Below are 12,480 nucleotides of genomic sequence, written 5' to 3'. Positions count from 1 at the left end.
AATGATGACGGGGGATAAAGGAGGAGTTCAGTTGATATTTTTGCGCTATGAGAGCTTTCGCTCCTATCTGAAGCTATATCCCGTCACCTCCGCGCTGCTGGCGCTCAACCTGATCATGTTTGCCATTCTGGAGTTGACTGGAGGATCGACCAATACGTTAAATTTGGTTCGCTGGGGGGCCTTGGTGAAGGCGCCTTCCATTGATCCATTTGGATTGACTGAGCCGTGGCGGTACCTCAGCTCGATGTTCCTGCATATCGGTTGGCAGCATCTGTTGTTTAACTGCTTCTCGTTGCTTGTTTTTGCGCCGCCGCTGGAGCGGCTGCTAGGACATGTCCGTTACGTGGTGTTTTACCTCCTGAGCGGTATTGCCGGCGGTGTCTTGAGTCTGATGCTGTATGATGACTCTATACGCATTGGCGTTTCAGCGGGTGCCTCTGGCGCTATTTATGGCGTATTTGGTGCATTTCTGCATATGGTGCTCTTGCAGCGTCACAAGCTGGATGAGGCATCTCGCAAAACCGTCATTACGATTCTGGTCATCGGTTTGCTGTTCTCTATCTTTGTCCGTCAGATTGATCTGTTGGCACATGTCGGCGGCGGGTTTGCCGGGTTTGCGCTATATGGCTTGTTACAGCGCCGCAAATAGAAGGGGCATGCGATGGAATTAAGACAACTGTATTACTTTGTTCAAGTGGCGAAGAAGGAGCATGTGACTCAAGCTGCAGAGGAGCTGCATGTTGCACAATCTGCAGTCAGCCGGCAAATCCGCCTGTTAGAGGAAGAGCTTGGTCTGCAGCTGTTTATCCAAAAAGGCAGAAATGTGCAGCTCACTCCGGTCGGGCAGTTGTTGTTAAAGCGTCTTGAACATATTCTTGGCGATCTGGAACGAGCTGTCATCGAAGTACGAGAGTTTATGGATCCGGAGCACGGCGAGATTCGAATCGGTTTTCCTCACAGTCTGGGCATCCAGCTGGTGCCGGAGGTGGTCGCTGAGTTTCGCAAGCTTCACCCAGGTGTCAAGTTTCGTTTCAAGCAAGGAATGTATCCGTCGTTGATTAACGAGCTGCTGAAGGGCGATATCGATCTTGCATTTATCTCGCCATATCCGGAGGCTCATGAGCAGGTGAGCGGGGCCGTGGTGCTGACTGAAGAACTGTATGCTGTCCTCCCACCTAATCATGCGTTAGCGGGCGAGAGTTCGATTCGGCTCGATCAGCTGAGGGATGAACCGTTTATTCTCTTCAGCGAAGGGTATTCACTTCGGCCGATTGTGTGGGAAGCTTGTCTGGCAGCGGGCTTTACACCGCGCATCAGCTTTGAAGGTGAAGAAACAGAGACGATTCGGGGCTTGGTTGCCGCAGGCATGGGCGTGAGCTTGCTGCCGGATATGGCCCTGTACGCCCCAAGCCCTCTCCAGCCAGCCAAAGTCCGGATTCATACGCCACAAGTGACACGCACGATTGGTCTGATTCAACGATCACACCAGAAGCTGCCGCAAGTGGCCAAGGTGTTTCAAACGTTTTTACTGCAGTATTTTGAGATGAAGAGTGAGCGATTGCACCGTTAGCAGCCCAAATAAAAAGCTCGTCCCAAAGGTCGATTCGACCAGGGACGAGCTTTTGTTGTGACCCGTCAAGATGTTAGACTGCTTATTCGCGGTTGGAAGCGAAGATCATGATGAACTTCAACAGCTCCAGAAGCGAGATCAGGGCAGCAGCTACATAAGTCAGTGCGGCAGCATTTAGAACCTTCGCCACACCGCCTTCTTCTTCTGAGCGGATGAAGCCTTCGGAGATCATCAGATCGCGGGCCCGGCTGCTGGCATTAAATTCAACAGGCAGTGTCACGAGTTGGAATATCACTGCGAGAGAGAAGAAGACAATACCTGCACCGATCAGGCCGCTAACACTGAAGATGAAGCCTGCAATCAGGAGGAACGGTGCGATACCGGATACCAGATTGACGAGCGGGAACATCTTGTGTCGCAGCACCAGCATTGGATAGCTGTTGGCGTGCTGGATCGCATGTCCGACTTCGTGGCAGGCGACAGAGATGGCCGAGATCGAGCTCTCGTAGTAGACGGGTTCCGACAAGCGCACCACGCGGTTCATCGGATCGTAATGGTCGGTTAGACGGCCTTGGACTGGCTCAATTTGTACATCGTGCAGTCCGTTGTTGTCCAGCATCTGACGAGCCGCCTGATAGCCTGTCAAGCCGCTGGAGGCTTGTACTTCGGTCCATTTATTGAAGGTGCTTTTCACTCGGAACTGCGCCCACAAGGAAATACCAAACGCAATAATGATCAAGAAATCCATCGGGTGAAAAAATAACATCTGGCATACGCCTCCTTTAAGAACTTGATGTAAAGTTACATTAGAGGACCTTTGCCGAGCAGGAACATCAGCGCTTCGATACAGGCAGCTGTCTGTGGCATCAGCTTATTGACCATATGCTTGGCCTGTTGCGGCTTTAATTGCTCGATGACCGGCTCAAGCTCCCTGACCTCGCGCTGGAGCTGCTCCAGATGGAGCTGCAGATCTGTCAGCTTTTGCGAGACCTGCTCTTCAGCGGAAACTTTGTTCCACTGATCGAGGTTCGTCTTGATCTCTTCTAATGTATATTTTTCTTTTTTCAATTGTTCAATACGTTGCAACCGCAGCAAAGTTTCATCACTGTACAGTCGGTAATTTTTGGCGGAGCGGGTCTCTGGCACAAGTAAGCCGATCGAGGTATAGAAGTCGACTGTACGTGAGCTGACATTAGCTCTTTTGGCCAATTCACCGATACGATACAAGGTTATATCCCCAATGGTTTCACCTTCCTTCCAAGCGTACTTACTTTCATTAAGCTATTCACTTTCTTATATCTATATGATACTCAATCGAGAAGTATACAGTCAAACGTAATGCTTTATAGATTGTTACGAAGTGGTGAAGAAAAGCTTACATTTGTTAAATTCACAAATTGAAGCCCTTTCAAATGAACTAGTACATATCTCCTATTGGGCGCCAAAATACGAAGAATTAAGGCTTGACAATCGCTTTTTTATATGAAAAGTGTCTCAAAACTTAACATTCGCCCTCCAAAAAGAGACGAACGTTAGAGTTTTAAGCCGTTTTTTTTGTAAATTTTTAAAAAGTGTATTGTCAAATGACCCTTCTCTGACTATAATGACATTAAGTCTTTCCTGAACTGTTAGGAAACATTACACTGAAGGAGTGGTCATTGTGGTTAAAAAAGTTGTTAGTTCATTAGGTGGGTTGCTCTTATTATTCCCTGCAATGGCCTTTGCTTCAGAGCCAACCCCAACTTCGGTATTGTTGGGTGTTAACCTGCTATGGGTTATGGTAGCTGCAATTCTGGTTATTCTCATGCAAGGGGGCTTCATCCTGCTGGAAGCCGGTTCGACAAGAATGAAGAATGCCGGTCATGTCGCCGGTAAGACAATCTTCACGGTCGGTCTCGGTTCCCTCATTTATTGGGCAGTTGGTTATGGCATTGCGTTTGGCGAGAATGGCAATCTCTTCATCGGACTTGGAGATTTCTTCTATACCCCTTCGATGACGATTACGGACGATGTTGTACCTTCTTCGCTGTTCTGGGTTTTCCAATGTGCGTTTGCGGTCATCTCGCTGTCGATCGCATGGGGCGGGTTCGCTGAACGTGCCAAGTTGTCCTCATACTTAATCTTCACTATCGTATTCGTTGGGTTTATCTATCCAGTCGTTGCTCACTGGATCTGGGGCGGCGGTTTCCTTGCTGAGGATGGCGCGCAAGACTTCGCGGGATCGACCGTTGTTCACTTATCCGGTGCTATGGCAGCTCTGGCGGCCACTATTCTCCTGAAGCCTCGTATTGGCAAATATAATAAAGATGGTTCAGCCAATCAAATTCTTGGTCATAACCAAGTCTTTACTGCTCTGGCAGTATTGCTGCTCTGGGTTGGTTGGTTCGGATTCAATGCAGGTAGTGCGCTCGGCGTTGACGATGGATTCTTCGGTTTTGTAGCGTTTAACACCCAATTGGGTGCAGCTGCTGGCGCAGTTGCAGCTATGCTGATCACTTGGATCGTTCTTGGTAAAGCTGATATTACAACCATGCTTAATGGTGCGCTGGCTGGTCTGGTTGCCATCACTGCATCTTGTGCGTTCGTCGATCCTTGGGCAGCTGTTGTTATCGGCCTGGTAGCGGGTGTGTTCGTATTCTTCAGCATGAAGTTCTTCGAGAAAATGAAAATCGACGATCCGATCTTCGCTCTGTCTGTCCATGGTGCAGCTGGTGTCCTCGGTACATTGGCTAACGGTTTGTTCGCAACACCTGAGCTTGTTGCTTACAATGGTGTTGGTAAAGCGGGTCTGTTCTACGGTGGCGGTTGGGAGCAACTGTGGGTTCAATTCTTGTCGGTAGTCGTGTGTGGCGCATTCGTATTCATCGTTTCCTTCATCGTACTGGCAATCATCAAGTCGGTTATGGGCTTCCGCGTATCTGAAGAGCAAGAGATCATTGGTCTTGACCTCAGTGAGCATGGCGCTTATGGTTACCCTGAGCAAATGAAAAAAGGTACGAACCTGAACGCTTAATTGGACGCAATAACTAACAACATGAAGGAGAGAGCGGCATGAGAGATTCGGCGAGAGAAAAGCTCCTGAATCGCATCGGGTCAGCTGACGGCTATCCTGAGCTGCGCAGGCTAAGGGATCAGGCGCATGAGCGGATGGAATCTCTGCTCTCCTCCATGCCAGTCGAACAATTCTATACCGCTATAAATGAGATCCATGACGCGCTAATCCGGCGCGTCCTGATTCTCACGGAATCGGATATGGCACGGCAGGGGAATGGTTCTCCCCCCGTGCCATATGCTTATTTATTGTTCGGTAGCGGAGGCAGAGAAGAGCAGACGCTGTCCAGTGACCAGGATAGCGGCATTGTGTATGAAGACCCGCCGCAGGAAGAGGAGCTAGAGCAGGTACGCGACTATTTTGCAAAATATGGCGAGCTCACGGTAGAGAATCTTCAGAAGGTTGGTTATCCTCCTTGCGAAGGCAATGTCATTAGCTCAAACCGGCTCTGGTGCGATTCCCTGTCAGCTTGGAAGAGCAAACTGGATGGTTGGTTTGATCGGGCAGAGTTTGAGGAAGTACGTTATCTGCTGATTGTGGCTGATGGCAGACGCGTATATGGCGAGGAGAGCCTTTTCACGAGTTATAAGGATCATTTTTTCTCTGATACGTTAGCTAAGCCCCGCATCGTCAAGCGGATGCTGGATAACACGATGCGGCACAAAGTGCTGCTGGGCTTGTTCGGTCAGCTGCTCAAGGAACAATATGGCGAGCAAGCAGGCAGTGTGGATATTAAGTATGGCGCGTACATTCCTATGGTAAATGCCATCCGAATGATGGCCATCCAAAGTGGTGTGCGCAGTACCTCAACGCTACAGCGAATAGAGGAGCTGGAGGCAGCCGGTGCGGTTACGGAAGAGCAGTCGAGTGCACTCCAGGATGCGTTCCGCTCCTTCCTACGTTTTCGGCTGATGACCATGAAGCAGGATGAAGATGGCCTCTATTCGAGTAACGGTATGCTGTCCCGGCAGAAGCTGGACAAGACATTGACGGAACAGCTAAAGCAAGGGCTGCGAGTTGGCAAACGTCTACAACGCAGCGTATCCAGACGAGTTACAGGCAAGCTAAGGTAAGGCTAGGCGGAGGCGATAGCAATGAAAGAACATCCCAAAGGTGTCGGACGGATGTGGAATCTGTATAAAATGGGTGGCATAACGCCAGCAATTGCGTCCATGATGGGCGCGCAAAACGCCCAACAGATGGCCTTCATTCGATCCGTAGCCAAAGAACAGCGGAAGCTGTCCATCCTGGATGCGCCGCTTAGGGAGCTGGAGGTGGTTGTCTTCGATCTGGAGACAACCGGCTTCTATCCTTATAATGGAGACGAAATCCTATCGGTAGGCGGCGTTGTGCTGCGTGGCGATCAAATAGACCGTTCTCAAACCTTCTATAGTCTCGTTAATCCAAAGCGCAAGGTGCCCAAGCACATCACGGCTTTGACAGGTATCACCAATGAGATGGTTGAGGATGGGCCGGATTTAATGCAGGTGCTGCATGATTTTATGGAATTCGTCGGTAAGCGTATCCTGATTGCTCATGGCAGCGGTCATGACAAGCAATTTTTGAATGCGGCTTTGTGGCGCACCTCCAAGGTCAATCTGACGCATCGTGTGCTGGATACGATGATGGTGTCCAAATGGCTGGAGCCCAAACGAGAGTCCCATGGCTTGGATGAACTGCTGGCAAGCTACGGCGTGCCTGTCACCCAGCGTCATCATGCGCTGGAAGACTCACTTATGACGGCAGAGCTATGGCAAAAGTATTTGGCGATCATTTTTTCGAAAAACATCGTTACCCTTGCAGATTTATACGCTTACCTCAGCAAGCATTAGCGGGTGCAATTCCCCAGCCTGTCCGCGGTACATCTGTATCTGAGGCGGATGGGTACACACGGAAACGATGCAATAGATACCTGCAAAGGCGGGCGGCAATCCGGCATAGTCTGTGGGCGAGGGAACGGGTGCGCCCATGGGATGAGAATGAAAAAAACCAACCAGATGCCGTTGGTTTTTTTGTGCGTTAAAATAAGCTTGTACCCAATCCTGTGGATCAAAAGCAAACCGGTGGTGCGCCTGCTTGCTGCTGTTGCGGATCGGAACGATTTCGTCGATCGGGTCTCCAATACCGCTGGATACTAACAGTCCACAAGCTTCTAGCGGGTGTGCTTCAGTAGCATATTTGATTAGATGCTCTATGGCAGCTGGTGTTATTTCTGCGGTGTCTTTTTCTATATGCATCGTGTACGGCTCCTCTTGCAGCTCTTTCCCCTGAGTATAGCGTACTTGACTGACCCTGCCTAGCCAGATGCATCTCCTGCTTTAGCGGGTGGCTTGATGCTTAGGCATACCATGATGAAGGCGCCTAGCGCGAGAGCTGCTACGATTGAAAACAGCAGGGTTTGAGATCGGTCGGTCAACCAACCGAACAGTGGTGGTCCAACGGCTACACCAAAGAAACGCAGACTACTGTATAACGATGTAATCATCCCCCGATGGCTCCGTTCAACCGACCCTGTAATGAGCGTGTTTAGACAAGGCAACAGCAGTCCTGTGCCGATGCTGCTGACGGTAAGCAGGGGAATAAGCCAATAGAGCTTGCTGTACAAGAAAATGGCTGCTGCAAGGGAAATTGTCATCCCCAGCATGCCCGCAATCATAAACTTCCGCATGCGTCGGCCATCATTTTTAATGAGCTTGCCGGATACATAGGATGTGATGACCAGACCAAGCAGTGGTATGGCCAGCATGCCGCCTTTGGCAACACCATCGATGTTGTGTGGGGGTTTCTCCAGCAGATCAGAGAGAAAGAACAGTACCCCGAACAAAATGAATAGGGCAAGGGAGCCGACAAGAAAGGCAGGGATCAGCCAGTGTCCCTGTTTGCGAAATACGGTTCCAATCTGCCGAATATAAGAGCCTACCGGTTGTGGCTCTTTTTTGCCGTCGGGCTCTTTAATAAGCCAAATCATCGCTACAAGGGATAGCGCGCAAAATAAGGGAAAGGCAAAAAACGGCGCATACCAGATGATGAGCGCGAGCAGCGATCCCAGAATGGGACTGATGACCTTCCCTGTCCCATTGGAAGCTTCGATGAGTCCAAGCGCTTCGCTCTCCTGACCGTCCTTGTATTTGTCCCCTACAAGTGCCATCGCGATAGGCGCTGTCCCTGCCGCACCCAACCCCTGAAGCGCCCGTGCTGAAATGACCAGTCCATATGAGCCCCACAACGCGCCCAATCCAGCCAGTACACCTGCCGTGCCATAGAGTGCCAAGGAGGGCAGAATTACCGCTTTGCGAGAGAACCGGTCTGATAAATAACCAGCCACGGGTATGAAAAAAGCAGCGGTAACCGAAAATAAGGTAACGATCAGACTCGATTGGAATTTGCTGATCCCCATGTTCGTCACCATATCCGGCAGAATAGGAACGAGCATGGAATTGCCGAGTACGAGTACCATCGGAACACTTGCCAGTGCGATATACTCCTTCCATTTGCTGCTCGACTTATTTGATGATTTGGATTTGGAGTTGGATGATTGTGGCGCGGTCGCATCATCATTCGCCAACCGGTCTGGCAGCCAGAGCTTTCTAGATTTCACAAAACCCAAGTGGGAGTCCTCCTCTCAGAATAGGGTACAGTCACAATATTGACCATGTTAATGTGCCCCTGATGTTGAGATGGCATTCTTGGGCATGATATGATCTAGAGGAAGAAAGTTGAGCGGGCAAGTAAGATAACACAACAGGCAAAGGAGGAGACCCATTGAAACGGACCTGGATTATAGTGACGGTCGTCGCGCTGCTCTTAGGAATCGCTATCTATCAAAATGTCGAAAAGCAAGCCGTGATTGCCCAGCAAAGCGATGACGCCAAGCCCAAAACAGGCAATCCGGCCCCTATGCTTGAACTCCCTGATTTAAAGGACCAGGCAAAGCTGGTAGCAGGCACTCGGGACAAGCTCCTCTTGGTCAATTTCTGGGCTTCCTGGTGCGGACCCTGTGAATTGGAGGCGCCAGATTTGCAGGCATTGCACGAGGAACAAGGGGATACTCTCGACCTCTATGCCATCAACGCCACAAAATACGACAAAGAACGGCAAGCTCGTGAATTCGTGGATCAGTTCGGCTTGACCTTTCCGATCCTGATGGATCGGGAAGGCGAAGCCGTCGAGAAGTACAAGGTTGGGCAGTTCCCAACGACTCTACTGATCGACAAAGAGGGGATCATCCGCGAACGTGTAACAGGAGTTATCTCCAAAGAAGAGTGGGAGCGGCTAATCGATAAGTGGTCCTAAGATAAAAAAATGGCGATGCAGCTTGAAGGCTGCGTCGCCATTTTTCTCTTTCGAGGAGGGTTGCGAGTTAGGGGGCGAGCTGAAGTGCGGCAGGATGGGAGGATCGGAGTTAGGGGAGGTTAGGAGCGAGGCGAGCGATGGCTTTGGCTCTAACGCTCGTGGGCAGCGCTTAAAGGTCCCATTGAGCACAATTGCGATTCTAACGCTTGCCACATGCTCTGATGTTCATTGAAAAACCCCCACGTTTCTATTGAAGAGAAACGTGAGGGTTATTTAAATATTAGTGAAAATTCCGCAGTGGGCGGAATCGTTCTGGAGAAATGGAATGCTCGCCATTGTCCGAAATCTGCGGACAACAGCGATCGGAAGAACGATCCGCACCACGCAGGCCTTTCACCAGTCTTTAGTGGTTAATCAGCCCGATGCGTTCACGCTCGCCACTTGGTGCGGGTTCGACCTTCGCGGAGTGGAATAGAGCGTAGCGAATACTGTCCACCAGAGCTTCCCAACTGGCTTCAATAATATTGCTGGATACGCCAACCGTACTCCACTTGTTGTTGTAATCAGTCGACTCAATCAGGACGCGAACTTTAGCTGCAGTTGCATCATTCTCGTCCATGACACGCACCTTGTAATCGGAAAGCGTAATGTCCATAATGCCGGGATAATATTGGACCAGAGCTTTGCGGAGCGCATTATCCAGAGCATTGACAGGGCCGTTGCCCTCGGCGACGGTGTAGACGGTCTGGCCATCCACGTTAATTTTTACGATTGCTTCCGACACCATCTTGTCACCGGTTTTCTCTACAATCATCTTGAACGATTCGAGCTTGAAAATCTCTTTGGGCTCGCCAAAGGCTTCGCGAAGCAGCAGCTCCAACGAGGCATCCGCGCCTTCAAATTGATAGCCTTGATGCTCCAGCTCTTTGATCTGGTCCATAATCTCCCGGGTCTTCTCATTGTTCGTGGAGACGTCCAGACCCATCTCCTGCGCTCTGGAGATGATGTTGCTCTGACCCGCAAGCTCGGACACCAGAATCCGCTGCTTGTTGCCAACCAGTTCAGGCACGATATGCTCGTAGGTTTTGGCATCCTTCATAATGGCAGAGACATGGATCCCGCCCTTATGCGCAAATGCCGCATTGCCGACATAAGGTTGGCCTACAGGCATTTGAACATTGGCAATCTCTGTGATGTAGCGTGCCACATTGGTCAGTTGAGCTAACTGGTCATCCGAGATGCACTCATATCCCATCTTGATCTGTAAATTCGGCAGGATGGAACATAGGTTGGCATTGCCGCAACGCTCGCCATACCCGTTAATCGTGCCCTGAACCTGACGCGCGCCAGCGCCCACAGCTGCCAGCGTATTCGCTACAGCCAATTCGCAGTCATTATGGGTATGAATCCCGATCGGAGCTGTCAGCTCATCGCGGACACGGGAGACGATCTCGTGTACTTCGCCAGGCAGCGTTCCGCCATTGGTATCGCACAGGACGATCCAGTCAGCTCCGGCAGCCTGTGCCTTAAGTAGAGCGGACAATGCATACTCAGGATTATGCTTGAAGCCGTCGAAAAAATGCTCCGCATCGTAAATGGCTTCCAGCCCCTTCTGCTTGAGGAAGGCAAAAGAGTCGAAAATCATCGCGAGATTTTCCTCAAGTGTCGTCTGTAGCGCGGTATGGACATGAAAATCCCACGATTTTCCGACCAGTGTAGCCGCCTTCACACCCGACTCAACGATTCGCAGCAGGCTGCTGTCATGCTCGGCAACGCTATTCTTGCGACGCGTACTGCCAAAGGCTGTGATCTTCGCCGATAAGCCCAGCGTCTGCACCCGGTTGAAGAACTCAATGTCCTTGCTGTTGCTGCCGGGATTGCCTCCTTCTATATAATGGACACCAAGCGTGTCCAGTTTTTTGGCAATTTTGATTTTATCATCTGCTGACAGGCTGATGCCTTCGCCCTGTGTGCCATCTCGCAGAGTCGTATCGAATATCGAAATCTGGTTGGTCATGCGGGACGCGTCCTCCTTTTCACAATCCAAAACAAGTCATAATTTCTTATTATATCATTAAAGCAGGGGGACGGGGGAGGTTTTTTGGGGCGTTTTTCGGAGAAGGCTCACGGGATTGACCTGAAAGGGGGCAGGAGGTATGCTGGAATGGAACGAATATGATCTACAACACTGCAAGGGAGATGCTTGAGCGATGGCTATACTCCTGGAGATGCCTCTGCAGGCATCAGGTTTTATCCTATGAGAACAACAAGCGAGCATTACCCAGCCAAGGGACGGGTAATTCTTCATTTAGATATGAACGCCTTTTATTGCTCCGTCCATGAGGCGGATGAGCCGGAGAAGTATAAGGGAAAGGCGACGGCAGTAGCGGGAAGTGTGGAGCTGCGCAAGGGGATTATTGTGACGAGTTCTTATGCGGCGAGGGCAAAAGGGGTGCGTACCGGCATGACTGTACGGGAGGGCTTGAAATTATGCCCTGAACTGACACTGATTAAGCCGGATTTTGACCTGTACCGGAAATTTTCTCGCGGCTTCATGAGCATCGCCCGCCAGTACACGCCGCTTGTCCAAGCGGTCTCGATTGATGAGTGCTATATGGACATTACCGGCTCCAAATCCTTTGGTACGCCACTTGAGATTGCCGCACTCATTCAGAACCGGATTGCCACGGAGTGGTCGCTGCCCTGCTCCATTGGCATTGCGCCGAACAAGCTGCTTGCCAAAATGGCGTCCGACATGAAGAAGCCTGGCGGCCTGACGGTGCTAAGACTCCGCGACGTGCCCGAAGTATTGTGGCATCAGCCCTGCGACGCCTTGTTCGGGATTGGCCGCAAAACGGCCGAGAAGCTGAAGCGTATGAACCTGAACACGATCGGACAACTGGCTGCCGCAGATGAAGCCTTGCTGGTGAGGCAATTCGGCGTCATGGGCTCCTGGCTGCTGCAGGCGGCGCATGGCATTGATCACTCGGAGGTCAAGGAGGTCCGTGAACAGAGCAAGTCGGTCGGACACACGACGACCTTGCCCAAGGACGTCAAAACCCGGGAACAAGTGTATCGCGTGCTGCTTAATCTGGCGGACCAGACAGCCAGACGGATGCGTAGACAAAAGCTGGTGGCACGAGCCATTCAGATCACGATTCGAACACCGGATATGAAGACAATCACCCGCTCGCATACCTTGGATGCTCCTACCGCAGAAGCGGATCGAATCTACAGGGAGGCCTGTGTGCTCTATGACAGGCATTGGCAAGAGGGCAAGCCGATCCGGTTGCTTGGCATCACACTGCAAAGTCTGGAGCCGGAAGCCACCGCAGCAGTTCAGCTAGATTTGTTCGAATACCGGGAAGAGCCTCGCAAGGCGGCGCTTACGAAAACTATGGATGCCCTGCGTGACAAGTTCGGTGAAGACGCCGTATTGACGGCCGGCATGCTTAGCGATGATCCGTCGGCACTCATCAGAAATCGACGAATTCGCGGGACATCCTTGCAATTGGACGATGAATTGTTATATATTGATGAGTGAGAGATATCACTACGGTGTTTA

General features: G+C 50.9%; 12 protein-coding genes. 7 read left to right on the top strand and 5 right to left on the bottom strand.

Annotation, left to right across the window (positions count from 1 at the left end; genetic code table 11):
• Positions 1 to 31 precede the first annotated feature (31 nt).
• The gene (locus tag F556_RS37710) at positions 32 to 649 is read left to right on the top strand and encodes a rhomboid family intramembrane serine protease (RefSeq protein ID WP_020616926.1); all 618 of its coding nucleotides are present in this window, start codon (positions 32 to 34) and stop codon (positions 647 to 649) included.
• A gap of 12 nt (positions 650 to 661) precedes the next feature.
• Entirely contained in the window at positions 662 to 1,570 is a 909-nt protein-coding gene (gltC, locus tag F556_RS37705; RefSeq protein WP_020616925.1) for a glutamate biosynthesis transcriptional regulator GltC, read from the top strand.
• Between the two features lie 82 nt (positions 1,571 to 1,652).
• Here the strand turns inward: gltC and F556_RS0110600 are convergent, their stop codons facing one another.
• Both F556_RS0110600 and F556_RS0110595 read right to left on the bottom strand, forming a co-directional pair.
• Positions 1,653 to 2,336, bottom strand: a complete 684-nt coding sequence (locus F556_RS0110600; protein ID WP_020616924.1) for a zinc metallopeptidase — start codon at positions 2,334 to 2,336, stop codon at positions 1,653 to 1,655.
• 35 nt (positions 2,337 to 2,371) lie between these two features.
• Positions 2,372 to 2,797: a MerR family transcriptional regulator gene (locus tag F556_RS0110595; RefSeq protein WP_020616923.1), complete on the bottom strand. Its 426-nt coding sequence runs from the start codon at positions 2,795 to 2,797 to the stop codon at positions 2,372 to 2,374.
• Between the two features lie 487 nt (positions 2,798 to 3,284).
• Between F556_RS0110595 and F556_RS0110590 the strand changes: the two genes are divergently transcribed.
• From F556_RS0110590 to F556_RS0110580, 3 genes are read left to right on the top strand one after another with little or no spacing between them, the layout of a single operon-like run.
• The gene (locus F556_RS0110590) at positions 3,285 to 4,583 is read left to right on the top strand and encodes an ammonium transporter (RefSeq protein WP_020616922.1); all 1,299 of its coding nucleotides are present in this window, start codon (positions 3,285 to 3,287) and stop codon (positions 4,581 to 4,583) included.
• A 38-nt stretch (positions 4,584 to 4,621) separates the two neighbouring features.
• Positions 4,622 to 5,695, top strand: a complete 1,074-nt coding sequence (locus F556_RS0110585; protein WP_020616921.1) for a DUF294 nucleotidyltransferase-like domain-containing protein — start codon at positions 4,622 to 4,624, stop codon at positions 5,693 to 5,695.
• Positions 5,696 to 5,716: 21 nt separating this feature from the next.
• Positions 5,717 to 6,454, top strand: a complete 738-nt coding sequence (locus F556_RS0110580) for an exonuclease domain-containing protein (RefSeq protein WP_020616920.1) — start codon at positions 5,717 to 5,719, stop codon at positions 6,452 to 6,454.
• Here F556_RS0110580 and F556_RS36175 read toward each other — a convergent pair.
• Both F556_RS36175 and F556_RS0110570 read right to left on the bottom strand, forming a co-directional pair.
• Complete coding sequence (locus F556_RS36175; RefSeq protein ID WP_020616919.1) at positions 6,428 to 6,859, bottom strand: M67 family metallopeptidase; 432 nt, start codon at positions 6,857 to 6,859, stop codon at positions 6,428 to 6,430. The genes F556_RS0110580 and F556_RS36175 overlap by 27 nt on opposite strands.
• Positions 6,860 to 6,918: 59 nt before the next feature.
• Positions 6,919 to 8,229 carry an MFS transporter gene (locus F556_RS0110570; RefSeq protein ID WP_020616918.1) on the bottom strand — a complete coding sequence of 437 codons (1,311 nt, stop codon included), beginning with the start codon at positions 8,227 to 8,229 and terminating at the stop codon, positions 6,919 to 6,921.
• A 155-nt stretch (positions 8,230 to 8,384) separates the two neighbouring features.
• Here F556_RS0110570 and F556_RS0110565 point away from each other — a divergent pair, with 155 nt between their 5' ends.
• Complete coding sequence (locus F556_RS0110565) at positions 8,385 to 8,915, top strand: TlpA family protein disulfide reductase (protein WP_020616917.1); 531 nt, start codon at positions 8,385 to 8,387, stop codon at positions 8,913 to 8,915.
• Between the two features lie 403 nt (positions 8,916 to 9,318).
• On the opposite strand, the gene cimA is transcribed toward F556_RS0110565, so the two are convergent.
• Positions 9,319 to 10,932: a citramalate synthase gene (cimA, locus tag F556_RS0110560; RefSeq protein WP_020616916.1), complete on the bottom strand. Its 1,614-nt coding sequence runs from the start codon at positions 10,930 to 10,932 to the stop codon at positions 9,319 to 9,321.
• A gap of 240 nt (positions 10,933 to 11,172) precedes the next feature.
• Here cimA and F556_RS0110555 point away from each other — a divergent pair, with 240 nt between their 5' ends.
• The gene (locus tag F556_RS0110555; RefSeq protein WP_020616915.1) at positions 11,173 to 12,459 is read left to right on the top strand and encodes a DNA polymerase IV; all 1,287 of its coding nucleotides are present in this window, start codon (positions 11,173 to 11,175) and stop codon (positions 12,457 to 12,459) included.
• Positions 12,460 to 12,480: the final 21 nt, after the last annotated feature.

The sequence above is a fragment of the Paenibacillus daejeonensis DSM 15491 genome, assembly GCF_000378385.1.
GTDB classification, from domain to species: Bacteria; Bacillota; Bacilli; order Paenibacillales; family Paenibacillaceae; genus Paenibacillus_D; species Paenibacillus_D daejeonensis.
Note: the sequence above shows the minus strand (reverse complement) of the source record. Positions and strands in the feature narration are given on the sequence as shown.